19 protein-coding genes, 1 rRNA gene and 1 pseudogene are annotated in these 26,207 nt (G+C 61.3%); 5 read left to right on the forward strand and 16 right to left on the reverse strand.

The features are described 5' to 3' along the window. Positions 1–75: 75 nt before the first annotated feature. A 5S ribosomal RNA gene (gene rrf, locus HMPREF9710_RS05490) occupies positions 76–188 on the forward strand. Positions 189–370: 182 nt separating this feature from the next. On the opposite strand, the gene HMPREF9710_RS05495 is transcribed toward rrf, so the two are convergent. The 14 genes from HMPREF9710_RS05495 to HMPREF9710_RS05560 all read right to left on the reverse strand — a co-directional run bounded on the left by HMPREF9710_RS05495 (position 371) and on the right by HMPREF9710_RS05560 (position 21,420). Continuing rightward, entirely contained in the window at positions 371–706 is a 336-nt protein-coding gene (locus HMPREF9710_RS05495) for a cupin domain-containing protein (RefSeq protein ID WP_005664615.1), read from the reverse strand. Between the two features lie 159 nt (positions 707–865). After that, on the reverse strand, positions 866–3,592 hold the full coding sequence (locus HMPREF9710_RS05500; protein ID WP_005664617.1) for a winged helix-turn-helix domain-containing protein: 2,727 nt from the start codon (positions 3,590–3,592) through the stop codon (positions 866–868). 293 nt (positions 3,593–3,885) lie between these two features. Then, the gene (locus HMPREF9710_RS05505; protein WP_005664619.1) at positions 3,886–4,704 is read right to left on the reverse strand and encodes an aspartate/glutamate racemase family protein; all 819 of its coding nucleotides are present in this window, start codon (positions 4,702–4,704) and stop codon (positions 3,886–3,888) included. Positions 4,705–4,763: 59 nt separating this feature from the next. Beyond that, a complete protein-coding gene (locus HMPREF9710_RS05510) occupies positions 4,764–6,176 on the reverse strand; it encodes an aminopeptidase P family protein (protein WP_005664621.1) in 1,413 nt (470 codons plus the stop codon). A gap of 20 nt (positions 6,177–6,196) precedes the next feature. Continuing rightward, a complete protein-coding gene (locus HMPREF9710_RS05515; protein ID WP_005664623.1) occupies positions 6,197–7,867 on the reverse strand; it encodes a hydantoinase B/oxoprolinase family protein in 1,671 nt (556 codons plus the stop codon). Next, the gene (locus HMPREF9710_RS05520) at positions 7,864–9,945 is read right to left on the reverse strand and encodes a hydantoinase/oxoprolinase family protein (protein ID WP_005664625.1); all 2,082 of its coding nucleotides are present in this window, start codon (positions 9,943–9,945) and stop codon (positions 7,864–7,866) included. Before HMPREF9710_RS05520 ends, HMPREF9710_RS05515 begins: the two co-directional genes overlap by 4 nt. 80 nt (positions 9,946–10,025) lie before the next feature. Next, positions 10,026–10,295, reverse strand: a complete 270-nt coding sequence (locus HMPREF9710_RS05525; RefSeq protein ID WP_005664628.1) for a hypothetical protein — start codon at positions 10,293–10,295, stop codon at positions 10,026–10,028. A 224-nt stretch (positions 10,296–10,519) separates the two neighbouring features. Continuing rightward, complete coding sequence (locus tag HMPREF9710_RS05530) at positions 10,520–11,656, reverse strand: NAD(P)/FAD-dependent oxidoreductase (protein WP_005664629.1); 1,137 nt, start codon at positions 11,654–11,656, stop codon at positions 10,520–10,522. A 70-nt stretch (positions 11,657–11,726) separates the two neighbouring features. Beyond that, entirely contained in the window at positions 11,727–12,968 is a 1,242-nt protein-coding gene (locus tag HMPREF9710_RS05535) for a metal-dependent hydrolase family protein (protein WP_005664631.1), read from the reverse strand. Positions 12,969–13,005: 37 nt separating this feature from the next. Next, positions 13,006–14,664 (reverse strand): hydantoinase B/oxoprolinase family protein, encoded by a 1,659-nt coding sequence (locus HMPREF9710_RS05540; RefSeq protein WP_005664633.1) that lies wholly within the window; start codon positions 14,662–14,664, stop codon positions 13,006–13,008. A 10-nt stretch (positions 14,665–14,674) separates the two neighbouring features. Continuing rightward, positions 14,675–16,756, reverse strand: coding sequence for a hydantoinase/oxoprolinase family protein (locus tag HMPREF9710_RS05545; protein WP_005664634.1), 2,082 nt, complete (start codon positions 16,754–16,756; stop codon positions 14,675–14,677). A gap of 56 nt (positions 16,757–16,812) precedes the next feature. Next, positions 16,813–18,282: an MFS transporter gene (locus tag HMPREF9710_RS05550; protein WP_229409734.1), complete on the reverse strand. Its 1,470-nt coding sequence runs from the start codon at positions 18,280–18,282 to the stop codon at positions 16,813–16,815. Between the two features lie 81 nt (positions 18,283–18,363). Beyond that, on the reverse strand, positions 18,364–19,188 hold the full coding sequence (locus HMPREF9710_RS05555) for an aspartate/glutamate racemase family protein (protein ID WP_005664638.1): 825 nt from the start codon (positions 19,186–19,188) through the stop codon (positions 18,364–18,366). A gap of 90 nt (positions 19,189–19,278) precedes the next feature. After that, positions 19,279–21,420 carry a TonB-dependent receptor gene (locus HMPREF9710_RS05560; RefSeq protein ID WP_051205026.1) on the reverse strand — a complete coding sequence of 714 codons (2,142 nt, stop codon included), beginning with the start codon at positions 21,418–21,420 and terminating at the stop codon, positions 19,279–19,281. 774 nt (positions 21,421–22,194) lie between these two features. Between HMPREF9710_RS05560 and HMPREF9710_RS28450 the strand changes: the two genes are divergently transcribed. Then, complete coding sequence (locus HMPREF9710_RS28450) at positions 22,195–23,451, forward strand: TonB-dependent receptor plug domain-containing protein (protein ID WP_051205027.1); 1,257 nt, start codon at positions 22,195–22,197, stop codon at positions 23,449–23,451. Here the strand turns inward: HMPREF9710_RS28450 and HMPREF9710_RS28455 are convergent. Continuing rightward, positions 23,384–23,656, reverse strand: a pseudogene (locus HMPREF9710_RS28455) (TonB-dependent receptor); the annotation flags it as partial. The gene HMPREF9710_RS28450 and the pseudogene HMPREF9710_RS28455 overlap by 68 nt on opposite strands. A gap of 30 nt (positions 23,657–23,686) precedes the next feature. On the opposite strand from HMPREF9710_RS28455, the gene HMPREF9710_RS28460 reads away from it, so the two are divergent. Genes HMPREF9710_RS28460 through HMPREF9710_RS05580 form a run of 3 tightly spaced genes read left to right on the forward strand, consistent with a single transcriptional unit; the run spans position 23,687 to position 25,131 of the window. Then, a complete protein-coding gene (locus HMPREF9710_RS28460; RefSeq protein ID WP_005664643.1) occupies positions 23,687–23,935 on the forward strand; it encodes a DUF2339 domain-containing protein in 249 nt (82 codons plus the stop codon). 18 nt (positions 23,936–23,953) lie between these two features. Continuing rightward, positions 23,954–24,658 carry a DUF3999 family protein gene (locus tag HMPREF9710_RS26965; protein ID WP_005664645.1) on the forward strand — a complete coding sequence of 235 codons (705 nt, stop codon included), beginning with the start codon at positions 23,954–23,956 and terminating at the stop codon, positions 24,656–24,658. Then, positions 24,574–25,131 (forward strand): DUF3999 family protein, encoded by a 558-nt coding sequence (locus tag HMPREF9710_RS05580; protein ID WP_081589852.1) that lies wholly within the window; start codon positions 24,574–24,576, stop codon positions 25,129–25,131. The genes HMPREF9710_RS26965 and HMPREF9710_RS05580 overlap by 85 nt, the downstream gene beginning before the upstream one ends. A gap of 65 nt (positions 25,132–25,196) precedes the next feature. On the opposite strand, the gene HMPREF9710_RS05585 is transcribed toward HMPREF9710_RS05580, so the two are convergent. Beyond that, positions 25,197–25,607 (reverse strand): DUF2061 domain-containing protein, encoded by a 411-nt coding sequence (locus HMPREF9710_RS05585; protein WP_005664647.1) that lies wholly within the window; start codon positions 25,605–25,607, stop codon positions 25,197–25,199. Between the last annotated feature and the right edge of the window lie 600 nt (positions 25,608–26,207).

Raw genomic sequence — 26,207 nt, forward strand, 5'->3', positions numbered from 1 at the left:
GATTCAGAGCTTCGCTCGACGTAGGGTTGGCGGCTTCGCCGCCGACGCGTTCAAGCGGTGCTCGTACAAGTCAAGCCTGATGACCATAGCAAGTCGGTCCCACCCCTTCCCATCCCGAACAGGACCGTGAAACGACTTTGCGCCGATGATAGTGCTGCAACCAGTGTGAAAGTAGGTTATCGTCAGGCTAGTTATATGAAAAACCCCGCAGAGTGATCTCTGCGGGGTTTTTTGCTTTGCGGGTTCGGTGCGTCTAAGGCGCCAATGCATCCATCGAGAATTGCCGCGGCTTGACTTGATCGGCGCTGTGCCCGGTGCCACGTACCTCAGACCGCGCGATTGCCTTCGATGCAGTGGAGAGAGCGTCCATTCATTCAACCTTGCACCGAATGGCCAGCGCAAAGAAGATGACGGTATCTTCGAGCGCCGTGGTCGCATGCGGGATGTCGGGGCTTGCAATCAGGGTGTCGCCGCATGATACGTCCAGCACGCCCGCCTCGGTTTCGACGCGCACTTTTCCGCTGACGACATAGCCGATTTCGTGGTCAGCGAGGGCGCGCAGGCCGGCAGCCGGGCTGCGCGTTCCCTTCGCGATGCGCACGATCCCTGTCTTGATCTCATGGGCGCCGTCCAAACGAAAGGTGTCGAGGTCGCGCAAATCATAGTCCCCCGCCAGCTCGGCGTGCACGTGAATTCTCATGGTCATTGAACATTCTCCAAATCGATATCGTTAAAAAGCGCGTCAGTAGGCCGCGACTTTACGCACAAGGGATCGGTGGATCAATCGCGCCGAGGGGTAGCGCACGGTTCAGTGCGTGCTCAAACTACCCGAAAGGGTGGGGTGCAGCGAGGGCGTCGGCGGGCTTCAGGAATCAAGAAGATGTCTGTCGATGGCCGCGGCGATCGCGGCTGAGCGCGAGTCGACATCGAGTTTGCGATAGATATGCTTGAGGTGGAACTTGACCGTGTTTTCTGAAACGTCGAGCGTCCTGGCGATGATTTTGTTCGGCCGCCCCTGGCGCAGCTGACGCAGCACGTTGAGCTCGCTGGCACTGAATTCGTCCTGAGGCTCGCTTTGTTCCTTACGCATGTCTTTTAACAAGGACATCAGTACTGCGCGCCGATTGACGGCCGACTTTGCCGTATTTTTCAACGCGTTCTGCAGGACCGATTCAATCCCCGGGCCGCAGTTCAAGAAAATGCCTGCACCGCCTTCCGTGGCGATGAAGGTCAGGCATTCATCCAGGTCGCGCAGCATGCGGTCATCATCGGGATGCTCGCGCAGTGCCAGCAATCCCATCGCCTGCATGCTGCGCGCAGGCATGACGAGTCCGGCACGAAAGAAGTCGCCCGACACTTGATGAAGCAGGTGCCAGGCCCGCGCGCTCGCGCCGCTGGCATACGATATTTTCGCCATCGCGATCGTTGCGGCGACCCGGATACGCCACTCGAAACTGGGCAGGGCGCCGTGCTTGATGATCGCCTCCAAACTGGCCGCGCCAGCTTCCCGCTTTGCATCGGCCACATGGCCCGCGCCGGCCAGCAATTCGACACGCCATGCGGACGTCAAGCCGGTAAGCCGGACGAAGTTGCGCTCACGCCCGACCAGCGATGCCGCCTCGAGCACGTTCATCGCCGCGTCCAGGCCCTTCTCCTGCATGGTTCGATGCACCAAGATTTCATACGCAGCGGCGTAGATATCAAACCAGCCGTCGATGGTCTGAATGCTCTCGAACGATCGCTCAATCCATCCATCCGCCTCTTCCAGCTGATTGTCGAGGTACAGGCAGTACGCCAGTACGCAGCCAACGATGCCCTTCAGCGCGCTCTCGGTCCCGAAGTTGTCTTCAGCCGCGACCAGGGCAGCGTTCACCAGGCGCTGCGCCTCACGCAGATTGCCGGCAAGCATACGGCTATGGGCCAGGTGAAGAAGGATGTAGTTCGTGCCTAGGGAGCTGCGCGCGGACTGCATTTCTTGCATTGCAGTCATGCTCGCGGAGGTCGCCAGTTCGAGGTCGCCCCATCCGACTGCGGCGACCACAAGGGCGGCGCCCACGGTCGCGCGGCCGAGATGATCGTGCGGTTGTAGTGAAGCAAGGTCTTGTTGGGCATCGCTGAGGAAGCTTGGTGCCTGCATCTCGTCAAGGTAACAGCGCACGAGCGAGGAAATGACCAACAGATCCCGGCGTTGGCCCGGATTCACGTCCGCCGTTGAAAATTCCGCCAGGCGCAGCATTTCCAAGGCCTTGTCACGATGGCCTAGTTTCGCATCGAGGTATGCCTGCATGAGCTGCAAGGTGGGCTCGCTGCGGACGGTCAGGTAGGGGAATTTCTTCAAGATATTTCTTGAATATCCGATCCCGCGCGAGAGCACCAGTTCCCAGCCGCCGCCTTCACGCACAATCTGGATTGCAAGGCTTTGATCCTCGGCCGCCAGCGCGTGGCCGATTGCCGCGATCAGGTCATGCTGTGCCAGCCAGCGTGCGGCGCGCCGGTGCAGGTCCGGCACGCGCGCGGACGATGTCCGGTGCAGCCGCTGCACCAGAAACTCGGCGAACATGTGATGAAACCGGTACCAGTTGCCGTTGTCGTCGAGGGGAACCAGCAGGGCATTGAAGTTGGCCAGCCGGTCGAGCAGCTCGGCGCTATCGGTTTTTCCACGTACCGAGTTCGCCAGATCGGCGTTGAGCCGGTCGAGTATCGACGTGTCCAGTACAAAGTCGCGCAGGTCGTCCGGCAGGTCGTTGACGACTTGCTCCACCAGGTATTCCGCCATCTCGGCGGTCTGGCCACTGAAATCCTTCAATCGATCGGGACTGCGTTTTCCCCTGTCAAGCCATAGCCGAGCGAGCTGCAGTGCCACCGCCCAGCCCTCGGTCCTGGCGTGGACCAGCGCCAGGTCGGACCGGCTGACCGCCGGTCCCAGTATGGTCTGCGCCTCAACCTCCGAGAGCGCCAGATCGGACGCGTCCAGGTAATTGACCTGTCCGCGGGCATTCAGGGCCGACACGTGGAAGCTGGGGCGCTTACGGCCGCTGACGGCCAGATGGATCTTGTCTGCGCCCTTGTCGATCACCATTTCTACGATGGCATCGACGGCGGCGGATTGCACGCGGTGGTAGTCGTCCAGGATGATGAGGAGTTTGTTCGGCTGCCGTTCGATTGCGGACAACAGCTTGGTAACCACCCCATGCACATTCGTCTCGATGGATGGATTGCGTCCGGCTACCGCCAGCTTTCCCAAGTCCACGCCGGCGTCGCTGATCGAGCGGATCAGGTAGGCCAGGAAGCGGCCCGGTTCGCCGTCTTCCTCATCCAGCGACAGCCAGCTCGCATGGATCCCCGGCCGCTCGGCCAGACGGTTCGACCATTGGGTCAGCAGGGTAGTCTTGCCAAACCCCGGGGGCGATACCAGAATGGTGAGCCGGCGCACGGAGTTGACGCTGAGGTGCTCGATCAGGCGCGTGCGCACCGTAATGGTGACATGCTGCTTTGGTGGCGTTAGCTTTCCCGCCAGTAACCAGTCTGCGATCTCGCCCGTCGAATCGTTGCCGCTGGTATCGCCTTGTTGGTCCGCGCCCCGCTTGCTCATCTTTCTCGCTCGAAGTCTGTATTCTGGCTGCTACGCCCGAGGTACACCGCCGCGGCCACCTGCCCGGCCGGACGGCAATATCTTCATGAGGTGTCATCCGCAATCGTTGTAGAGGGGCGCCATGGCCCCCATATACATCTCGAACACCTTGATCATAGCGAAGCAGACTGACTATGTGAAGCAAATAACGTGCCAAAAAGAAATTGACGCGCAGCCAGCTAGCAGAGGCGGTCCGCCGCATCGGCGTACTGCCTGGTGCAGAGCCGATGCCGTGACGCGGCGCCCGGGATGCCTCAGGTGACGATGCGGTTGCCGATCGGCGCCGGACCGAGGAACAGGCCAAACTCCTTGAGCTGTTCTTCCGGAGGCGGTTCGCAGCTCCAGACCCGGCTCGGCTTCCAGTTGAACTGGCGCTTCATCTGGGCCATGTGTTCGGCCTGCTTGAAGGAGGCGATCACGGCATCGATCACGGGCACGCCGACGGCATCCTGGACTTCCTGGAAAAATCCGTACTCGATGGTGCAGCCGAGGATGATCGCCTCGGCGCGGTCTTCCTCGACCGCGCACCGCGCCTCTTCGATGATGCGGCGCCGGGTCACTTCCGGATCGCGTTGAAAGTCGTCCACGCCGAGTCCGAGCGGCCGCATGGAGGCCAGCCGGCTCTCCATGCCGTAGTAGCGGACCCGTTCGGTCATCTGCTCGATCCACTTCTCGCGCCCGACGATGATCGAGAAGCGGTTGGACAGGTTCGATGCGACCTGGAGACAGGCGCCGCAAGGCGCAACCACCACCATGCCACCCGATATTTCGCGCGCCGCTTCCAGGGCCGGATCATAGAAACAGCCAATGATCATCGCGTCGACGCCGGACTGCTCCGCATCGCGCGCCATCGCCACCGTGCGCTCGTGGATCAGCGATTCGTAGGTCCGGTATTCCAGGTTGGTGGGACTCGGGCTCATGTCGAACGACACCACTTCGACGGTCGTATCCGGGTGCTTGATCGAGTGAAGCAATTGCGCCATCGAGGCGTCGTACGTCGAAATACCGATCGGGTTGACCCAGCGCACCGTTACCGCTACGTTGCTGGGTTCGTCCTTGAATAAGTCGTGCATGTTCCCTCCGTGAGTGTTGGTGTCTGTTGCTGATTCCTGCGTGCCGGACTCATCTGGCCTTATGCCTTGGGCACGCGATGTCGGCCGTACGCCGTGCCGACCTCGGCGCGCGAGCGGGGCATCGGCGGTCCAAGGAGCCGGCACCCCTTGGCGGTGATGAGGACGTTGTCCTCGATCCGGATGCCGCCGAAGCCGAGCAGCTGCCTGAGCTTGCTGTAATCGATGATCCCGGAAAACTTGCCGGACCCCTGCCAGCGTTCGATCAATGGTTCAATGAAGTAGAGCCCCGGTTCGACGGTGATGACCATCCCTTCGCGTAGTTCCTTGCCGAAGCGAAGGTGGTTCGGACCGAAGCGCGTGTCGCGCCGGTACTGCGCGTCATAGCCGACATGGTCTTCGCCGAGGTTCTCCATGTCATGCACGTCGAGACCCATCGCATGGCCCAGCCCGTGCGGGAAGAAGAGGCCATATCCGGCGGACTCGACAAACGCATCGACGCTGCCGCGCACGATGCCGAGATCGGTCAATGCCGCGCTCATCACGGCGGCCGCCTTGTGGTGGGCATCGCGGTACGCCACGCCCGGCCGCAACATGTCGATCACGCTTTGCTGGGCGCGGTACACCGCGTCATACAATTCGGCCTGGACGGCCGTGAAGCCGCCGCCGACGGGCGTGGTCCGGGTGATATCGCTGGCATAACCGCGGCGTGTTTCGGCCCCGATGTCGACCAGCAGCAGATCGCCCTCCCGCAGCACCTTGTCGTAGCTGAGGTTGTGAAGAACGTCGCCGCGGGTCGTGCAGATCGGCTGATACGCCAGGCACATGTCCTGGTCGGCCGCCTCGGCCTGCATGCGCGCGACGATGCTGCGTTCGCGCACGCCCGGCCGCGCCATCGACATGGCGATCCGGTGCAGCCTTGCAGTAACATCGAGCGCGGCTTCGATCTCCCGCACTTCGTCGGGCGATTTGATTTCGCGCATTTCGATGACGATCCGGCGCAGCACGCTTGAAGCGCCGGCAAGGAGCTCGGCGCAGTCCATGCCGAGGTACGCCGCCAGCTGGGCCAGCACGTCGGTGCGCGCAGGCTGGAGAAAATGGATGGCGCGCCGCTCCAGCCGGGCTCGCTGAAGCGCTTCGGCCAGTTGCGCGATGCCGGCGGTCGGCGCAGCGCCTTCCGCGCGCAACTCGTCCCAGCAAGAGGTGTCCTGCCAGATCTGTTCATCGAGGCCGGGTGGATCGAAGTACAGCCGGTCCGTTCCGCTGTCGGCATCGATGACGCCGACGACGCCCGGCGGCGCCATGCCGAAGAAGTACAGGAGGTTCGAATCCTGGCGGAAGGGATAGGAATTTCCGGCGAAAGTACGCGGCAGCTCGCCATTCCCGGGGAAAACGGCGATGCCGCTACCCAGCGCGCGCCGCAGTCTGTCGCGACGCGCGCGGCAGACTACTGCCTGATCGAGATTCGCATTCACGGTGTCGGCTCCTGGGGCGCTCATTTGACGTAGCCGAAGACGGAAGCGGCTTGGGCCTGCGTGATGTAGCCGTTGCGCAGGTCGCTTTCAACCTCCTCGCGCGCGCGCTCGTGTGGGTTGCCGAAGCCGCCACCGGTGCCGGTGACGATGCGGATCAGTTCACCGGCCCGCACCGGCACGGCGGTCGCCATGGTCGCCCGTTCGACCGCGCCGTCCAGCCGGTGGATTTCCGCGCGGTTGGAAGAGCCGCTCTGGCCACCTTGCGCGCCCCATGGGCGCGAATCGGTGCGGCTGTACGTCACCGTCAGGAAGGCCTCGGCTGCGGTGACACGGTAGTCGAGCACGACGCCTTTGCCACCGCAGAATTTGCCAGCGCCGCCATCTTCATTGTGGAAGGCGTACTGTTCGATTTGCACGCCGTAACGCGATTCGGCCAGTTCGACCGGGATGTTGTAGGTCTCGCCGTTCGCGCAGCAGAACAGGCCGTTCACGCCGTCGCGTTCATGGGTGGCGCCCCAGCCGCCCAGCAAGGGTTCGCCGAGGACGAAGAAGCGACCGTTGTCGGGGTGGACGCCGGCCAGGAAGCTGCCGCAGACGGAACGGTAGTGGCCTGCGGGCAGTCTGGACGGCATGGCCGGCAGCAGGGCCTTCCACACCAGCTCGATGCATGCGACCAGCGATTCATAGTACATCGACACGGGCGCCGGGCTTTGCGCGGTCAGCATCGTGCCATCAGGACAGACGATCCTGACGTGACGGAAGCAACCGCCGTTGGCAGGCAGGTCCGGGTCGGTGACCGCCTTCAGGGCGCAGCGTACCGCCGTAATCAGACCCGTGCGGCTGGTGTTGATCGGTCCCGGAGCCTGCGGGTCGGTGCCGGTGAAGTCGACCGTCATGTCGCCGGCCTTCAGCGTGACCTTGACACGGATCGTGAACGGTCCGTTGCCCAGGCCATCCGCTTCGATGATGTCTTCGGCGAAAAATTCGCCGTCCGGCAGTGCTTCGAGCTGAAGCCTGGTCATGCGTTCGCTGTAGTCGAGCAAGTTGCGCATGGCGTGCAGTGCGACGTCGTCGCCATAGCGCGCGAAGATCTCGAGAATGCGCTGCTCGCCCGTGCGCGCCGCCGCGATGCCGGCGTGCAGGTCGCCGATGGTCTCGTTCGGCATGCGCACGTTGGCCTGGATGATCTTGACCAGGCTCTCGTTGAGGCGGCCCTGGTCGACCAGCTTCAGGAAGCGCATGTGCAGGCCTTCCTGGAAGATGTCGCGTGCGGTCGACGAGACGCTGCCGGCATCCTTGCCACCAATCTCGGTCCAGTGGGACTTGTTAACGGTAAACGCAACGAGCTGTTCCTTGAAAAACACCGGGACGATGATCACCACGTCCGACAAGTGGGTGCCGCCGCCTTCGTAGGGCGTATTGGTGATGATCACGTCGCCGGGCGAGAGCTTGTCGCCGGGATAGTGCAGCAGGGCGCTCTGGACCGCCGTGTCGAGCGTCGCAAGAAAGGCCGACACGCCGTTGCCCTGGGCGATCAGCTCGCCGTTCGCGTCGGTCAGCCCGACCGCGAAATCGGTGGTTTCGTAGATGATCGGGCTCATGCTGGTCCGGATCATCACCTGGAACATCTCCTGGCCGATCGCGGTCATGGCGTCCTTGATGACCTGCAGTGTGACTGGATCGTGTTTCATGACGGGGCCCCACGCAGTTCGATGATCAGGTTTCCATAGGCATCGACAGTCAACTGGTGACCTGGCGAAAGCACCATGGACGATGTGCTGTCTTGAACGATGGCCGGTCCGACCAGGGTCATTCCCGGCTCCAGGACATCCGCGGAATAAATGGCGGCCGTCTGAACGCCGTCATGTTCAAAAAAGGCGTCGCGGACTCCCCGATAGGCGTCCTCGAGGGTCAGGTTCCTCGATTCGCGGAACCGTGGTTTCGGCTTCTCGACCGATGCGCCGGCCACCAGGTGGACATTCACCAGTTCGACCGCCGCGTCAGGAAGGCGGAAAGTGTAGCGCTGCTCGTGGTGGTCGTGGAAACTGGCGATCAATGCGTTGATATCGGCGCCGTTGCCGGGCGCCGCCAGGTCGAGCTTGATTTTGACGGTGTGCTCCTGGCCGGCGTAACGCAGGTCGACGAAGTGTTCGAAATACGGCCGGACGTCGCCCAGGCCAGAGCAGCGGAAATCCTGCACGGCGTCGTCTTGCATCGTCGTGAAGACGGCGATGATTGCTTGCGCTGCCGACGCGCGCAGTTCCATGATCCGCGTTTGCGTGTAGTCGCGGCGTATGTCGGTGAGCAGCATGCCCCATGCCGAAAAGACCGCCGAATTGGCTGGGATGATGACCCGTGGTATTCCGAGCTCTTCCGCCAGTTCGATCGCGTGCAGCGCGCCGCCGCCGCCAAATGCCATCAGGACGAAATCGCGCGGGTCATACCCCTTGTTGGTCGACACCAGTTTCAGGGCGTTGACCATATTGGCGTTGGCGATGCGCAGCACGCCTTGGGCGGCTTGCCGCGGGGAGAAGCCCAGCTTGTCGCCAAGCAGAGCAAACGCCGCTTCGATCGCGCCCATATCGGGCGAAACCGCTCCCTGCAGGAATTGTTGCGGGTCGATCCGTCCGAGGAACAGGTTGGCGTCGGTGGTGGTGGGCAAGACCCCGCCGCGCCCGTAGGCCACCGGTCCTGGCTTGGCACCGGCGCTCCGCGGCCCGACACGCAGGCGGCCGCCCTCATCGACGCTGGCGATGCTGCCGCCGCCGTTGCCGATTTCGACCAGGTCGATGACCGCCGTTTGAATCGGATACCCCGGGTTCTTGCTGGTGCGTTCGATGTGGTATTCGGTCGATACCGGCAAACGGCCTTCGCTGATCAATGTGCACTTTGCGGTGGTGCCGCCGACGTCGAGCGCAATGATGTTCCGTTCGCCGATCAGGTCGCCCAGGGCGCGCGCTGCGAGCATGCCGCTGGCCGGCCCGGATTCCACCATCGAGACCGGATTGCGCAAGGCGCCCTGCAGGCTGGTCATGCCGCCATTCGATTGCATGAGGTAGAGCGCGCCCTCGAATGCCTGCTCCGACAATCCCTGGCGCAACAAGCCCAGGTAATTGCTCACCACTGGCGATACGTACGCCGAGGCGACGGTTGTGTTGCTGCGCTCGTACTCGCGCCACTCGCGCGAAATCTCCGACGACGCCACGACCGGGATGTCCGGCAGCAGGGCGCGCAGTTCTTTCGCGATCGCCTGTTCGTTTTCCGGATTGCGGTAGGAGTGCAGGCAGCAGATGGCAACCGCCTCGACACCGCCTGTCTTGATGTGTGCCGCGATGTCGGCAAGTTCTTCGAGCCGGGCCGGGGTCTGGATGTCGCCGCGATGGCTGACGCGTTCGGTCACCTCGAAGCGCAGTTGGCGCTCGACGAAGGAAGCCGGTTTGGTGAAGTTCAGGTTGAACAGGTCCGGCCGGTTGCCGCGCCCGATCTCGAGCACGTCGCGAAAGCCGCGGGTGGTGAGCAGCGCGGTCTTTGCGCCGCGCCGTTCGGTGAGTGCGTTGATGACGATGGTGGCGCCGTGCGCCAGCATGTCGATGGACGGCGCCGGCACGCCACAGCGCGAAATGGCATCGATCACACCCTTCTCGAACTCGCCCGGCGTGGTATCGACCTTGAGCGCCTTCATGCGACCGCTCATCGTTTCGGGATCATATTCGAACAAAACGAGGTCAGTGAAGGTACCGCCGACGTCGGTCGCTACATGGATGGACATGCATGTTCCTGCTGATGTTGGTCAATGCGGCGGACAAGCCAGCTTCACGTGGCGAAGTGAGGCTGGCGCGGCCCGGGTGCTCAGGCCTTGTCGCGAAGGCCGGCTAGGCAGGCGCGCGCCAATGCCGGCTGTGCGAACGCTCTTGCCAAAAAGGTCTTGACCGACATTGCTACCGATTGCTCCGCCTCGCTGCGGCCGCAGGCGCGGATGACGACGCGCTGCAAGCCAGCTTCCATCCTTGCGCCTTGGCCGTCAGAGGCGAGCTGATCGGCATGGGCATGGCAGGCAAGCGGCGTCACGACAGCGGACGTGATCGCAGTCCGTTTGAAACGAGAAACTTGGGTGGACATTTTTTGTCATTCCTGTTTTGTTGGTACATGCAGCCTCGCCGATGCGGCGCCAGCGTCTCCCGAAGACCGATCGTTTCATGCCTTGATGAACAGAACCATCGAAGCTGCCAAGGAATTCTATGAAGTAAGGAAGTTGCAATCAATTGATCAGGAGGGTGGCATGGCGACGTTTTCCACACCCGACTACCCGAACGGGTAGTGATCAAACCGCGTCACATTTCACATTACACAGAATGCAGGCGCCCCGGACTCAGCGCCTGCGCATCGATACCGAATTGCGCGAGCGCTTGCGGCACCGGCAGTCCACGCAGCAAGGTCGAATACAGCTGACCGGCGGCGGGAGAGGTCTGTATGCCGTAACCGCCCTGCGCCGCGGCCCAGAAAAAGCCCGGCACCTGCGGATCGAAGCCACCCACGAACTCGCCGTCGCCGACGAAGGAGCGCAGGCCGGCCCACACATGGCTGGGGCGTCGAACGGTCAAGGCGGTCATTTCCTGAATCCTGTCGATGGCGATGGCGATGTCGAGCTCCTCGGCCTGCACGTCATGCGGCTCGACCGGATCTTCATTGGCCGGCGAGCCGAGCAACATGCCGGCATCCGGTTTGACGTAGAAGGACTGTCCGACATCCATGAACATCGGCCAGCGCGAAGCGTCGACGCCTTCCGGCGGCGCAAACATCATCGCCGAGCGCCGCTTCGGCATCAGCCCGATCGGGGATGCGCCCGCCATCGCAGCGATGACATCGGCCCAGGCGCCAGCCGCATTGACCAGTACCGGCGCGCGATAGCTGCCTTGGCTGGTGGCGACCTCCCATACGTCGTCCACGCGTTTCAGGCCCGATACGTCGGCATCACCGATCAGTTTGCTGCCGTTGCTACGTACCCCGCGCAAAAATCCTTGGTGCAAGCCGTGCACATCGATATCCGAGGCATCGGCTTCATACACGGCGCCGAGCAGATTCTCCGGGCACAATACCGGCACGCGACGACAGGTTTCGGCCGCATCGAGACGTTCCACATCGCTCGTCACCGAGCGCACCAGCGCTTCATGCGCATCAAGTGCCGCTTCCTGCCCGCGGGTGGCGAAGAACAGCGCACCGCGTGGCGTCAACAGTGGATGCTCGCAGAAGCCTGCTGGAGGCCGGTCGAAAAATGCGCGGCTGGCGCAGGTCAGCGCGCGTACTTGCGGTGGCCCATAACTGGCCATGAACAGCGCCGCCGAGCGCCCCGTGCTGTGATAGCCGGCTTGCACTTCGCGCTCCAGTACGATCACCGTTCCATGTTGCGACAGCCAGTATGCAATCGACGCGCCGGCAATGCCTGCGCCGATGACGATGTAGTCCGCTTGTATTTTGCTCATGTTTTTTTGGGCTCAGGCGGTCCGAACCCCGCTCCCCAAGCTCCGAGGCAACCGCAGTCCGGACATTTCCCTACAATTCATTCTTGACGATAGAACCATTCTTCATGATGAAGGGGATACGCTGTCCGTTTTGCGCCAGCAAATCGATGTCGGCGAGCGGATTTCCGTCGACCAGCAGCAAGTCGGCATACGCGCCCTCCGCGACACAGCCAAGTTTCCCTCCTAACATCAGGATTTCCGCTCCGACCGATGTTGCCTGCCGCAGGATGTCGTATGCGGAAAATACTTCCCTGCGTAGCGTGAATTCCTCGCACCTGCGGACGTACAGATCCCCGATCAGGTCGGTACCGAATCCAAGCTGCACGCCTGCACTGCGCAGGACGTCAAGTGCGGCCACCGACTGTGCGGCGACGATTTTCGCCTTGTCTCGTGATACCTTCGACAGGCCGATCGCTTGACCAAACTCAGCTAGTGCACGAAATACGATCAGGGTTGGCACAACGAAAGCGTTTTGAGACGCAACATATTCAGCTGTCTCTTTATCGATGAGGGCGCCATGTTCGATCGTACGGACGCCACAGGCGACAGCACGCCGAATGGCACCCGGTGGGTTGCAATGGGCGGCAACATACGTGCCGCGCGCTGCCGCTTCCCCCACGACGGACCGGATTTCGTCCTCCCGGTACTGAGCCGCCCAGATCGGATCAGTCGCTGATGCAACACCGCCGGACGCCATGATTTTCAAGCAGTGTGCCCCTTTGCGTAACTCCTCCCGCGCAGCTTTGATGCAGGCGTCCACGCCATCGACAATCACCGCGATCGAATTACACTCGCCGCAATGACATCCTGCACCACCCTCGTGCTGGTCTTCGCCGACACGTCGAAGATCGCCGTGCCCCCCGGTCATCGACAAGGCCTTGCCCGAGTAAAAATAACGCGGCGCGCGAACCAGGCCATGGTTCACGGCCAGGGCCATGCTCCAGTCTCCGCCACCGACGTCACGCACCGTCGTGAAGCCGCAATCCAACGCGTGGCCAAGCAACTTGATCCCATAGGCCGTGCGATAGGCATCGCCTGATCGGTCGACCTTGCCGACGTCGACATCCGAAATATAGGCATGGGTGTGCAGGTCGATCAGACCCGGCATCAGCGTTCTCCCGGCGGCGTCAATTTTCATTGCGCCGCTGTCTTTGATCGTTTGATCCGACACCGCCAGTATTTCCCCACCCTCGATTAACACCGACATTCCGCCAATCAAATCCGGAGTCAGCCCGTCGAAGATATTGGCGTTTTCAATGATGATCCTGTCCATTTCAGCCCTTGTTTTGTCCACAGCACGCGTGCCGACGTCAGACCGTGACCTGGTAGATTGATTGCGCCAATTCAGGAGTCAGATACTCATTGCGCACGTCGTTCTTGACGGACTCCGGATCGCGCTCGAGCGGATCGCCATACCCGCCGCCGGAGCCCGTACGAATGCGAACGATATCGTCCTTATTCAATGACAATCCGCTGACAAAGGAATGCCGCTCGGATCCGCCCTGTGCGCGAATGATCTCCACATAGTTGGACGACCCTTCGTGGCCACCTTCAAGTCCCCACGGCAGAATCTTCGAGCGTGTATATCCGCAAGTGATGAAACTTTCATCGGATCGAATCCGATAATCGAGCATGATGCCGCGGCCACCGCGATGCTTGCCGTGCCCACCCGGCTCGGAATTCAGTTCGAAGCGGTCGACATAGATCCCGTACCGGGCCTCGCACACCTCGACCGGACAGTTGTAGGTTTCGCCGTGCAGCCCCGAAAATACCGCGTTGTTACCGTCGCCATCCTGGTCGCCACCCCAGCCACCGATTTCCGGTTCGACCAGTGTGTACGCACGCCCCGTATCCGGATGTGTCCCGCCGATCACCGTTGCACAAACCGAGGAGAAGTTGCCGGCCGGTAGGCGTTCAGGCATGTGGGGTGCCAGACACCGCAATATCAAATCATGTACACGGATCAGGTTTTCAAAATAGAAGCCTTCGGCCGCCGGCATCGCCGCATCGAATAGCGTTCCTGGCGTGGTCAGCACCTTCACCGGGCGGAAGGTGCCGCCGTTGGTCGTCCCCTGCGGGCTGGAAATAGCTTTGAATGCCATTTGGGCAGCGATGATCGTCCCATCACGACTTAAATTGATCGGTCCGCTCACCTGTGCTGGATTGTCCCGAAGATCGATGACGATCTGGTCATCAGAAAGCTCGACGGCGACTTTGAACACCTGGCCATCGTCCTGCAGTTCCTCGGTGACGAAGCGGCCTTTCGGCAATTCCTTCAGTGCGCGACGAGAAATTTCCTCACCGTAATTCATGAATGCCGTGATTGCGTCAAGAAAGACGTCGGTACCGTATCTTTTCGCCAGGTCGACAATACGGCGCTCGCCGCTGCGAACCGCCGCGACGCCGGCCCACATATCTCCTTCCAGGAAATCAGGCATGCGGGAATTTGCACAAAGTATCTGTACGACGGAGCGAATGATTTTGCCTCTTGAAATCAGCTTGACAGCCGTGAGGCGCAATCCTTCCTGGTAAATCTCGGTCGCTTCTGTCGATAGCGATCCCGGCACCATCCCGCCGACATCATTCCAATGCGCGATGTTTGCAGTCCAGGCGACAAGCTTGCCATCAGAAAATACTGGCATGGCCAGAATGACGTCGTTCAGATGGCTGACCCCACCGGAATGTGGGTCGTTCGTGATGAACACGTCGCCGGGTTCGATGTCGCCCACCCCGCCATTTTCCTTGATGATGAATTTGACAGCCTTGTCGAGCACGCCGATAAACGCTGGAATACCGGCTCCCGAGCTGGCGATTTCCCCGGATGCGTCGGTGATACCCGTTCCCATATCCAGCACTTCATAGATGATCGGACTCATCGCGGTTTGACGCATGGCGGCAAACATCTCGTCGGCGATCGCCTGCAGCGCATTCTGGATGATTTCCAGTGTAAAAACATCAACTTGGCTCATTGCGATCTCCTTATTTCGACAGATAAATCTGGGTATTGCCAAACCGGTCGATCTCGACGCGGTTCGACGGATTGATGACGATCGTCGTGCCCGGGTCTTCGATGATGGCCGGACCGTCAAATGTCATGCCCGGCTCGAGCCTGGTGCTGTCGTAGATCGTCGCGTCGTGAATTCCGGCGAGTGCATAATCGACCATTCGATTACCTTTGATCGCGGCGGAGATGCTCGATCCGGTCACCGGCAATTCGACCAGGTCGAGTTTGCCGATCTCAGCCGTGGCAACGACGTGGAAGCCAACGATCTCCAGCGGCGCATTCAGCCGGTACGTATATTGGCGTTCGTAAGTTGCATGGAAACGGTCGGCAATCGCGGCCCAGTGTTCGGCGAAACGCTCGCCTTTTTCCAGCGCGATATCGACCGCATGTTCCTGGTTCTGGTACCGTAGCCTGCAGTTGACCGTGAGTTGAACCAGTTCAGGCGCAATGTTCTCGGTTGCAAATTGGGCCCTTGCAGCCGCCGTCAATTCGTCGGCCAACTCTTGTGCTTTTGGAATTGCCTCGTTGCGGCTCATTTCGACGATCTGAGTCAGGAAGAAATCACGCCGCAGGTCCGACATCAGCATGCCCCACGCCGAGAACACCGAGGCTCCACGCGGAATCACCACCTTCTTTACCCCCAGTTCCTGGCCCAGCGATACCGCGTGCATGGCGCCGCCTCCGCCGAATGCGATCAGCGTGAAATCGCGAGGATCGTATCCACGATTCAAGGAGACCAGCTTGAGGGCGTTGACCATGCTGTCGTCCGCGATCCGGATGATGCCGCGCGCCACCTCTTCGCGCGACATGCCGAAGCTTGCCGCCAGTGGGTCGAGCGCACGTTCGACGGCCGCGATGTCGGCGACGATCTCACCGCCGCAAAAGTAGTCCTTGTTGATTCGTCCCAGGACGAGGTTGGCGTCGGTCGTGGTTGCGTTGACGCCACCCCTGCCGTAGGCGGCGGGTCCGGGCGAGGCGCCGGCTGAGTGAGGTCCGACCCGCAATTTATTAAAATCGTCGATCCATGCGATCGATCCGCCGCCGTTGCCGATTTCGACCAGGTCGACCACCGGCACCATGATGGGGTAGCCGGCACTGATGCGATTGCGTTCGATCCAGTAATCGGTTTTGATCGTTACCTGGCCATTCTCGATCAGTGAACATTTTGCAGTGGTTCCACCAATGTCGAGTGCCAGCACATTTGGTTCCCCAATCAATTGCCCCAGTTTAGCGGCACCTAGAAAGCCACTTGCCGGACCGGATTCGACCATCGTGATCGGTATTTCGCGCGCATGTGATACGGTATCGACGCCGCCATTGGATTGCATCACATACAGCTGCCCCTTGAAGTTGGCGGACATCAATCCGCTTTCCAGCTTGTTCAGATAACGCGACGCAATCGGTTGAATATAAGCGGACAGCACTGCAGTGTTGCTTCGTTCATATTCGCGCCATTCACGCGTAATCTGGTGGGAGGCCACCACGGATACCTCCGGCCACAGTTCGCGCACTGCCGCGAGTACCACCATTTCATGGGCCGGATTCGCATATCCGTGCATCAGGCAGATTGCAATTGCCTCGACCGCTTCGTTCTTGAAGCCGTCCACAATTTCAGGCAAACCGGACAGATCCAGCGGGACACGTTCCTGGCCGTCAAATGTCATCCGGCCACGAACTTCCTTGCGTAAGTGGCGCGGAACAAAGGCTTCGGGCTTCTTCGAGCGCAGATTGAAGAAATCGGGGCGATTGGCACGGGCGATTTCCAGGACGTCCCGGAACCCTTCGGTCGTAATCAGTCCGGTTCGCACCCCTTTTCGCTCGGTCAAGGCATTGATCACCACCGTGGTGCCATGAACCATGAAGTTCACATCTTCGATGCGAACGTCCGCCTTGTTCAATACATTCAAGATACCGTTTTCGAAATTGGGCGGTGTCGTGTCGGATTTCGCGGACCGGACGATCTGTTTGCCCGTCTGTTGATCAATCTCAAAAAAGACCAGATCTGTGAACGTGCCTCCCACATCAGTGGCGACCCGGATGTTTTTTTCGCTTTTCATGGATGATTGTTCCAAGTGTTAGGTGATTTATTTGGGGTATGCGAATCTGGACCGGATCAGGAGAGTTTTCCACCCTCTGTTTCTGGCAAGAACAGTGCAAGGAGTACTGTGGCAACCAGGAACAAGTCGATGAACGTCGTCGTCAGATCGAACGACGCGCCTCCTGCGACGAGCAAGCCGATCGTTCCCGGGGCGACAATGTTGGCGAAGCGTTGCGCGAACACCGCCCAGCTATACCCCGCTGTCCGTACACGCGTCGGATAGAGTTCCGCGACCCATACGTTCCACACACCCCAGGCGCCGAGACTGAAGAACACCAGCACGAAATTGCTGACGTACAAGGCGTCGATGGTTTGGGCCGTCGCGAACGCATATCCCGCTATCGCAGCCGAGGCAACGAAAGCCGTGAAGACTTTTTTGCGCCCGAACTTACCGGTGAGGTAGGACGAACAGATATAGCCAGGGACCATGAAGAGGGCGGAAATCGCGATGAAGCCGTAGCTTTGTGGCAAGCTCAGCCCTCGCTGCTGCAGCAAAACGGGCAACCACGTCTGCAGGCCCCAGTAACCCCATGAAAAAGTAAAGTTGATCGCGATCTGCAACACGGTGATCCGCAATATCCGGCCCTTGAAGACTTCCCGGATAGGGCCGCGTGCAGCCTTGTCCACGCACAGCGTTTGCGAGGCTGGAACGACGACCGCGCCACGGCTCAGGCGGCTGATGACCTCGCGCGCTTTCTGCTGTTGTCCAGTACCAACCAGCCAATAAGGTGATTCCTGGACCCACAGCGCCACCCCGATCGCCCATAGCCCGCCAAGCGAGCTCACGCCAATGACCCACCGCCATCCGTAGGGCATCAACAGCACCGTCGCGCCAACCGCCAGCAATACCCCGACCGGCCAGCCGGCGGCCAGATACACGGTGAGTGGGCCGCGTGAGCGCATCGGGAGCAGCTCGGTGAAATACGGAAAGCAGACCACGATCATGCCGGCGGCCACGATGCCAGACAGCAAGCGCAGCGCATAGAGCATCCCATAGTCCGGCGCAAAGGCGCTGGCCATGGAGATGACGCCGTAAAGAAGCAAACTCAGGATGGTGGCCTTTTTTCGGCCGATCTTGTCCGCGACGGATCCCCAGAAGACCGCCCCAATTGCCATGCCGACGAACATCGCGCCGATCAGGTTGCCTAGTTGCGTCGCTGACAGATTCAAGTCCTTGCTGATCAAGGGTCCGCAGTAGACGATGATCATCATCTCCCAGGCCTCGATGACGAAGACGAAAAACAATGCGAAGCAACTCTTGAAATGCTCCCGGGTCAAGGGGAACTCTTCGAACACCCTCCCTACCGGAAGCAGCGCGGCGTGTGCACTCGCAGGCCCGTTGTCGCGGTCGTCGCGACCGTATCGGCTGGACGGCAGTATCCCGTCCGTCATGTCTTGCAGTGGTCCGTTCATGGCATGGCCTTCAATCAGTATGAATGCGCAGCGAAACCTGCCGCCGCGACGTTCGATCGCGAGCGACTGCATCGGTCTCGCTCATCCTGCCGCGCGTGCGGCAGCTCTCTTGCAATGTTCGCGGTCGTAGTGCTGAAGCCGCGCGGCGACCGTTTACACCTTCAACAGATTGCCGATGGGCGAAGGGCCTTTGAACAAGCCGAACCGCTCGATCTCGTCTTCCGAAGGAGGCTCGCAACTCCAGACCCGGCTCGGGGTCCAGTTGAACTGCTTCTTGAGCTTCGCGAGCGACTCCGCCATCTTGAAGGCGGCGAGAACGGGATCGATCACGGGTACGCCGACTTCCTTCTGCACTTCGGCGAAAAAACCGAACTCCATCGTGCATCCGAGAATGATCGCTTCTGCATGGTCCTCCTCCACCGCCCGCTTCGCGGCGTCGATGATGCGTCGACGCGTCACCTCCGGTTCTTTCTGGAACTCCTCGACGCCCATTCCCACGGCGCGCATCGACGCCAGATGATCGATCACGCCGTATGTGCGCACACGCTCGGTCATTTGCTCGATCCACTTGTGGCGGCCAACGATCACAGAAAACCTGTTTGCCAGATTCATCGCGATTTGCACGCTGGCCTGGCAGGGCGCCACCACCACCGTCTCGCCGGAAATCTCCCGCGCTGCTTCGAGGGCGGGGTCATAAAAGCAGCCGATCACCATCGCGTCGATCCCGGACGTCGCGCAGTCCCGCGCGATCGCGACGGTCCGGTCGACGATCATCGATTCGTAGGTGCGGTACTCGAGATGCCGCGGTGTGGGATTCAACGCGAGCGAAACAAGCTCGACTGTTGTCGAAGGCTGCTTGACCGCATGCAGAAACTGCGCGATCGGCGCGTCCCATTCGTCGTGCCCCGCCGGGTTGATCCAGCGTACCGTTACGGATGTTTCCGATGGCTCGCCCGCAAACTGATGGTGATGGTTCATCTGTACTCTCCTAGGATGTTGGTCGATGCGGTGTACGGGCGGCACCGTCACCTGGCGAGGTGAGGGGGCGCCGCCTGGGTCCTCAGCTACTTAGAAGTTGTAGCGAAGGTCGAGTCGATAGGCGCGCGGCAATGCTGGCTGTGCGTAGCCGCCGGTCACGAATTCCGCGTTGTATGCATGATCGAGGGCATTGGTGACGGAGGCCATCAGCGACCATTTGGCTTTGCTGTCCTCGATGCCGGCGCGCAGGTTGAGCAAGGTCACCGTGTCGCGTGGCGCGGAGTTTTCCGGGTCCCAGTACTGCTTGCCCTTCGAAATCACATCGGCGCGCATCACCAGCCTCAATCCATGGCCGATCGGAGTGCGCTGCTGGATTCCCGTGTTCCAGGACAGCTGCGGCACGTAAGGGGCGCGATTTCCGACCAGGGCCGGGTTGATCGCGTAGTCCTTGATCGTGCTTTTCGTTACCCCGACGCCGGCATAGACGTCCAGCCCCGGAGCGAGGTTGGAGGTCGCTTCTAGTTCGCCGCCCACCAGGTGAACCTTGTCGATCGGAACCAGCACCTGTGCACCGATGCTGCCGATGAAGACAAAATACGGGCTGTTCTTGACGGTCGAGTTAAACAGAGCGGCGTTCATCTGGACCTTGCCGTTGAGGAATGCCGTCTTGTAGCCGACCTCGAACGAGTCGGTGATTTCGCGGTCGATCTGATCGCTCACGCCGTTGACGCCAGCCATGACGGCCGCGTTGGCGACTCCGCTCTGGTTGAACTGTCCACTGCGGAAACCGCGCCCGGCCGACACATAGGCCAGCGACTGGTCGTCGGATTTGTAGCGCAGCGAGACCTTCGGCTGCATTGCCGAATACGACGCATTCTTTTCGCAACGTGCCGTGTCGGACGCGGTGCAACCGGGTGGTGTGCTGGAGGTCTGGCGCGGATCCACCTGCTGTTTCCGGCGGTCCGAGTCATAGCGCATGGCAACCGACAGCTCGGTCTGCTTGCTCAGGTCGTAATCGACGTTGCCGAAGACGGCCCAGGCGCGGTTGTGGTTGTCATCGGCGATCCAACTCGTGGTCGGGTTGTTCGGGTCGTTGAATTTCGGATCGCGCTCGAGGCGGGCGATGCCTGTAGCATTGTCCGTCCCGGTTGCGGTCGATACAAAGCGCTTCGTTTTCAGATAATAGACCCCGCCCATCCATCGCACCGACTGGCTGGTCGGTGAGGTGAGCCGGATTTCGGCGCTGTCGCCAGTCACATCATTGAACTGCGTTTGTGTGCTATCGAGGCTACCGAACACGTTGCGACTGGCGGTATAAGGAAACTGATCGCCAACGATGTACTCTTTGACACGGTTGTGGGAGAACACGCCGGTCAGGGTAGCGAACGGCAATGTATAGTCAAACTTCGCCGTTACTTCGCCTAGGTCGCGCAGGTTTTCGCCGCGGTTGTTGGCGCAGAAGGTGCGCACCACCCGGTTCGGGTCTGGCGCTGGGCCGCCAAACGGGTTGTTAGGGTCGACGAAGCAGGGATTGGCGGGATCGAACAGCACAGGCTGGTACTGGAAGTTCACGGCGCCGCCCGTCGTGTGGACGTAGTTGGTGCGCAGTTCGACCGTCAGATCGTCGCTGGCTATCCACTTGAGCAAGCCCCGGACGCTCGAGTCCTTCGAGAAATCAACCTTGCTGTGCAGGTAGGTGTTCTCGAAGACGCCGTCGCGATCCTTGAAGCTACCGGCCACACGGAACAGCAGCTTGTCTTTTACCAGCGGACCGCTGATGGCGCCCTGGACTGCTTTTTCGTTGCCGGAAGCGAAGCTGGGTTGAACGAAGGCCTTGAAGACGTTGGTCGGCTGCTTCGTGGTGATCACCACCGCGCCGCCACTTGCGTTGCGGCCATACAACGCACCTTGAGGGCCGCGGAGCACCTCGACCGACTGAATGTCGAACAGATCCTGGGTGAACTGCTTGCTGTTGAACAGGGCAACGCCATCGATCACCATGGCGATCGGCGCTTCGCTGTTGCGGACCTGGGTAAGGCCGCGCACGGTCATGAATGATGAGCCAGCGCTCTCCGACTGGACGATGGAGACGTTTGGCGTCAAGGCGACAAAATCGCCGATGCCCTTGATGTTGGCGTCTTCAAGTGCTCTTGCCGTAAAGGTCTTGACCGACATTGGCACCGATTGCTCCGTTTCGCTGCGGCCGCGTGCCTGGATGACGACGCGCTGCACGGTGCTCTCCGTCGTTGCGCTTTGGCCGTCTGAGGTAACTTGCTCGGCATGGGCTTGGCAGGGAAGCAGCGCCACGACCGCGGACGCGATCGCAGTTCGGTTGAAACGAAAACCTCGGGTTGACATTCTTGTAACTCCTGTTTTGTTTGAACATGCTGCCTCGCCGATGCGGCGTCAGCGTCTCACGATGACCGGTCGCTTCATGCCGTGATGAAACAGAGCAATCGAAGGTGCCAGGAAATTCTATGAAGTAAGGAAGTTGCGATCAATTGATCAGGCGGGTGGCGTGGCAAGCTTTTCCAAACGCCGACTACTCGAATGGGTAGCGATCGCCGCCAGATACTTGCATTTATGGCATTGCTCTGGCTTGCGTGCGGCGACGACGCGTTTGCGTCTTGGCAGCTGACGAAATCGAGGCCGGTCCATTTATTGCGCGACAGCGCCGGCGGCTCGGTTGCACCGAGCGGGCCCGTAGTTTTGTTTCCTCGGGATACAACTGTTCAGCTCCTGACACAGCTATTCGTCCAGTCTGTTCATTTTCAGGACACTTCGCCCGCTCGTCCCCTTGCTGTTGCTTGGCACGCCCCTTGGTATTGCATCTGATCAGTGCTCAGACAGGGATACCTCATGCCGCGCCGTGCATCCAGCCAGCAAACCAGCATTCCTCGTCCTCATGCGTGCGTGCAAGAACGCGCGTGCTGCCGCATCGCGGCCGCGGTGCTCGCGCCCTGCGCCGCAGCCGAGCCGGAACCGTCGGGAAAACAGCCGACCCCCATGCCCATCATCGAGGTGGTCGGCGTCGCGCCCTTGCCCGGTCTCGGCATCGAGCGCGAGCTGCTCCCGTACCCGGTACAGCTCGCGACCGATAGAACCATCCGCAAGGCGGGCGGCGAGAACCTGGCCGAGTTCATGTCGCGCAACCTGACCGGCGTGAACGTCAACGAAACCTCCGGCAGTCCCTTCCAGAACGATCTGACCTTCCGCGGTTTCCGGGCCTCGCCGGTGCTGGGCAGTTCGCAGGGCATCTCGGTCTACCTGGATGGCGTACGGGTCAACGAAGCCTTCGGCGACGTCGTCAACTGGGACATGCTGCCCGAGCCGGCCATCGGCAGCCTGCTGCTGGTCTCCGGCGCGAACCCGCTGTACGGCCTGAGCACCCTGGGCGGAGCGCTCGCGTTGACCACCAAGTCGGGCCTGAACCACCCCGGCGGACAGCTCGAACTGTCGGTCAGCGACGAAGGACGGCGCCGCACCGACCTGGCTTACGGCTGGCGTGGCGACGGAGGCTGGCACAGCTTCGTCGGCGCCACCTGGTTCGATGACGAGGGCTGGCGCGAGCACTCGTCCGGCCACCTGGGCAATGTCCTGGCGAAAGTCGGCCGCTCGCTCGCGCCAACGACTGGTCCGCCACGCACGCTGCTGGGAGGGCGCAGTCGCCTGCGCGGCAATGGCCTGTTGCCGGATCCGCTGTACCAGGATGCGCGACGCGCCGTTTACATGCACCCCGACATCACGCGCAACCGCCTGGTGCAGGGCACGCTCGACCTCACCCACCGCTTCAGCCAGGTCAGCGAGCTGAGCGCCACTGCCTACGCGCGCAACAGCCGGCGCGACACCGTCAACGGCGACGTGAGCGAAGAGTACGACGACTACGTGGAAGACTGCGAGGATGGCTTCGACGTCAGCGGCGCGCCGCTGGAACCTGACGAGTGCGCGTTCACCCGCGCGGAGGGCGCCGCCCTCCATCCCGGCGTATTGAATACCACCAGCACCCGCCAGGAAAGCCGCGGCTTCAGCGCCGCTTTCAGCACGCGGCGCGGCGCCTGGCGTCTGCACACCGGCATCACCTTCGACCATAGCGATGCCGAATATGTCCAGTTCGAGCGATGGTCTCGACAGCCGCATCGATCCGTCCGGCCGGGTCTTTCCAGGCCAGCTCGGCATAGCCATGCGCGGGCGGCACCCCCGGCAGGCGTATGCCGGCCTGGACGTTGCCAAAGCCGCTCTCGTAGGTCGCGCGCAGCAAGGTGAGGGTGGCGCGGGCGCTCAAGCACTTGCCGAGCGAGGACTCGAAGGACAGTTCCGCGCCGCGCCGCAGGGTCGAGCTGGCATTGCGGTAACTGGTGCGTCCGCCGGCGGCACTGTCGACCACCATCTCGTTCTCGGTGCGTGCCTGGAACAGGGCCGCCTGGATGCGGGTGTCCTCGCCGAGCCGCAGCTTGGCGTCCAGCTCCAGGTGCTTGCTGCGCGCCGGCGCGAGCCGGAAATGTGGAGCGCAAGCGCACTGGTGCTCATGCGTTTCTCCGCGCGCATGACCATGCGGCGCGCCTGGTGGGGCGGGGCGCTCGCGCTCGGGATCGTGGTGGCGAAGCTGTTCCTGGTCGACCTGGCCAACGGCGGCAGCATCGCGCGCGTCGTGTCCTTCGTCGGCGTCGGACTGTTGCTGCTGTTGGTCGGCTACCTCGCGCCTTATCCGAAAACAGCGCAGGCCGCGCCGTCAGCCGTTTCCGCTTGAACTGAACAGGGGACAACCATGTATGCGTTTTTTGAACGGCGCACTGTCGCTATTGTTGTGGCGGCCCTGCCTGTTTCGGCCGCCATTGCCAGTCCGGGAGGTGGACCGGCCAGCTATTCACACATCCTCCCGCTCGGTGTCGACGCCACTCAGGCCGTCATGCAGCTGCGGGTGCCGCGCGAAGTCTATCTGCATGCGCGTTCGCCGGAGCTGGACGACTTGCGCGTGTTCGACGCCGACGGCGCATCGCTGCCGTTCGCATTGGTCGACCTGGCTGCGCCACCGGTGGTGAGCCGGCAAACCACCCCGGCCGCTGTCTTTCCCGTGCATGGCCCCGCACGCGATGCCGGGCGTGTGCACGACAGCCTGCAGATTCGAACCGGAACCGACGGCGCCGTCATTTCGGTGACGGCGCCGACGCGCGCGGCCAGCGATGAGCTGGTGAGCCTGGTCCTGGACCTGCGACCGGCCGCGAGCGCAGCGCAGGTGGACGCGGGGGCGCCAGTGGGAGGGCTTGCATTGACCCTGCCGCCGGGAGCGGGAAGCTACAGCGCCTGGGTGGCACTTGATGTCAGTGACGACCTGTCGCGATCCCTGCGCGCTCGCTCGGCTTGGTATTCACGGGGCAAAACGTCGTCATGCCGGTACAGGTCGGACAATACGACGCCATCCGCAGCCGCAAGGCGGAAGGGCGAACCACGCCGCAATTGCAGTCACTGGTGAACACGACGTTCTATCAAATGGTCCAGGACGGGCGGCGTCGGGCTTCGGCAGATGTCGAGATTCCTGTGACGTATGCCTCCCAGTGGATCGTGCGGCCGCAGACCGATGTGTCCGAGCGCCCGGCCCTGCGTCTGGGCTGGACACCCGCGAGCATGGTGTTCATCGCAGGCGGCAAGCCGCCTTACACGCTGGCTTTCGGCCGCACCGGCGTGCGCCCGGCCCGAGTCGGGCTGCATCAGGTGGCGCCGGGATTCAGTGCGGGCGAACTGGCCGGGCTGGCGGCGGCCAGGCCTGGAAATCTGGTGCGGCAGCAGTCCCCCGGCCAGGCTGCGGACGATATCGCCGGAAGATCATCCGGAAACAAGCGGGGCTGGTTGTGGGCATTGCTGGTTGGTGGCGTCCTGGCGCTGGGGGCGATGGCATGGCATCTCTTCCGCCAGCTCAAGAGCGGCGCCCAGCGGCCAGTCGCCTGATTCGGTGCACATGTAAAAAAGCCCGCCGGTTGGTGACTGGCGGGCTTGGCGACTGGATGATCGGTTCAGGCGGCGTGCATTCCACTGTTGATGCGCAATTCGAGCTTGTCCCAGAACCGGTCGTGAACTGGCAGCAGCAGCACATTGCAGACCGGCTCGAGGATGGCGGCCAGGCCGCCGAAGGCGAGCGATCCGGTGGCGCAGTAGATGACTGCGAATGCGACGCCCATGTGCATCAGCGTCTGGCTGACCTTCTCCGCAGCGATCTTCATGTAGCGGTCACGTTCCGACGTTGCCCGGGCACGGACGGCGGCCCAGGCCCTTTCATGGAAGGGGAGCAGCAGAACGTTGATTACCGGTTCGATGATGATGGCCAGGCCGCTGAACACGACCGAGCCCGTCATCGCATAGGCGATCGTGAAAGCGATCGCCATGTGGGTGATGACCTGACTGGTTTTCTTCGCTGCGATGACCATGGGATGACCTCTTCACTTCGTTTGCCGACTGTAGAGCCAAATGATAATGATTCTCGCTTATAGTTAAAAGCAAATAATATTGAAGATGTTGATAGCGATGTTCTATTGTTGGAGGTGCAAAATCGGTAAGCCGGGGGCTTGCGGGATGTGTCATCGATTTGCTATAGTCTCGCTTTCCCGACGCAGACGCAGCCTTCAAGGCAGCGAGAAGCGGAAGGAAAAGAGGGTTGACGAGATTTAAAAAACGCTTCATACTCTCTCTTCTCTGCTGCTGACGAACACAACGCTTCGAAGCAAACGGCAGGGATGAAGCACCGAACCCTCGGCGGGAGCCGCGTTCTTTAAAAATTAACAGTCGATAAGTGTGGGCGTTTGATGAAGGTGCCAAGAACCTCGGTTCTTGCATACTTAAATTATCAAATGTTCGCACAAAGTATTAAACGTTGCTTCAGCAATGAAGTGACGGTCAGTATTTTGAGTGAGCGACTCGGCTAGCAATAGCCGATGACTCGAAAGAGTCAACAAACAGAGATTGAACTGAAGAGTTTGATCCTGGCTCAGATTGAACGCTGGCGGCATGCTTTACACATGCAAGTCGAA

The organism is Massilia timonae CCUG 45783, from assembly GCF_000315425.1.
GTDB classification, from domain to species: Bacteria; Pseudomonadota; Gammaproteobacteria; order Burkholderiales; family Burkholderiaceae_D; genus Telluria; species Telluria timonae.

Bases quoted from the DNA above. Each gene is read 5' to 3' on its own strand.
- HMPREF9710_RS05520 (WP_005664625.1), bottom strand. From the start codon at position 9,945: ATGTCCATCCATGTAGCGACCGACGTCGGCGGTACCTTCACTGACCTC.
- HMPREF9710_RS05540 (WP_005664633.1), bottom strand. From the start codon at position 14,664: ATGAGCCAAGTTGATGTTTTTACACTGGAAATCATCCAGAATGCGCTG.
- HMPREF9710_RS05525 (WP_005664628.1), bottom strand. From the start codon at position 10,295: ATGTCCACCCAAGTTTCTCGTTTCAAACGGACTGCGATCACGTCCGCT.
- HMPREF9710_RS28450 (WP_051205027.1), top strand. From the start codon at position 22,195: ATGCCCATCATCGAGGTGGTCGGCGTCGCGCCCTTGCCCGGTCTCGGC.
- HMPREF9710_RS28460 (WP_005664643.1), top strand. From the start codon at position 23,687: ATGTGGAGCGCAAGCGCACTGGTGCTCATGCGTTTCTCCGCGCGCATG.
- HMPREF9710_RS05580 (WP_081589852.1), top strand. From the start codon at position 24,574: ATGCCGGTACAGGTCGGACAATACGACGCCATCCGCAGCCGCAAGGCG.
- HMPREF9710_RS05530 (WP_005664629.1), bottom strand. From the start codon at position 11,656: ATGAGCAAAATACAAGCGGACTACATCGTCATCGGCGCAGGCATTGCC.
- HMPREF9710_RS05495 (WP_005664615.1), bottom strand. From the start codon at position 706: ATGACCATGAGAATTCACGTGCACGCCGAGCTGGCGGGGGACTATGAT.
- HMPREF9710_RS05505 (WP_005664619.1), bottom strand. From the start codon at position 4,704: ATGCACGACTTATTCAAGGACGAACCCAGCAACGTAGCGGTAACGGTG.
- HMPREF9710_RS05545 (WP_005664634.1), bottom strand. From the start codon at position 16,756: ATGAAAAGCGAAAAAAACATCCGGGTCGCCACTGATGTGGGAGGCACG.
- HMPREF9710_RS05500 (WP_005664617.1), bottom strand. From the start codon at position 3,592: ATGAGCAAGCGGGGCGCGGACCAACAAGGCGATACCAGCGGCAACGAT.
- HMPREF9710_RS05550 (WP_229409734.1), bottom strand. From the start codon at position 18,282: ATGCAGTCGCTCGCGATCGAACGTCGCGGCGGCAGGTTTCGCTGCGCA.
- HMPREF9710_RS05535 (WP_005664631.1), bottom strand. From the start codon at position 12,968: ATGGACAGGATCATCATTGAAAACGCCAATATCTTCGACGGGCTGACT.
- HMPREF9710_RS26965 (WP_005664645.1), top strand. From the start codon at position 23,954: ATGTATGCGTTTTTTGAACGGCGCACTGTCGCTATTGTTGTGGCGGCC.
- HMPREF9710_RS05585 (WP_005664647.1), bottom strand. From the start codon at position 25,607: ATGGTCATCGCAGCGAAGAAAACCAGTCAGGTCATCACCCACATGGCG.
- HMPREF9710_RS05515 (WP_005664623.1), bottom strand. From the start codon at position 7,867: ATGAAACACGATCCAGTCACACTGCAGGTCATCAAGGACGCCATGACC.
- HMPREF9710_RS05555 (WP_005664638.1), bottom strand. From the start codon at position 19,188: ATGAACCATCACCATCAGTTTGCGGGCGAGCCATCGGAAACATCCGTA.